This window comes from Halomonas sp. SIMBA_159, assembly GCF_046536035.1.
Classification (GTDB): Bacteria; Pseudomonadota; Gammaproteobacteria; order Pseudomonadales; family Halomonadaceae; genus Vreelandella; species Vreelandella venusta_A.
Map to the genome: position 1 here is coordinate 1 of NZ_JAWJBT010000916.1, position 259 is coordinate 259.

General features: G+C 67.2%; 1 protein-coding gene. It reads left to right on the forward strand.

The window, feature by feature from the left end; genetic code table 11:
* A partial coding sequence (locus R0J87_RS21925) for a hypothetical protein (RefSeq protein ID WP_498888951.1) occupies positions 1-259 on the forward strand: 259 nt, incomplete at both ends.

Genomic DNA, 259 nt, shown 5'->3' on the forward strand with positions numbered 1-259 from the left:
GCTGATGAAGGCGTACGAAGCGCTCGGCCGCGCGCAGGAAGGCGCCGATCTGCTCACCACGTGGGTCGACCGCTATCCGAGCAATGATCTGCTCGACGTCGCGTACCAGCACGTCGCATCGCTGCGCGGGCCAGATGCGGCGCACGCGCTCGCACGTTCGCAGATGCAAAAGTCGCCGAACCTGGCGGGCATGACGCGGCTGCTCGAAGCGCAACAGGCCGTCGCGGAAGAGCCGCGGCGCAGCGAACTCGAACTGATG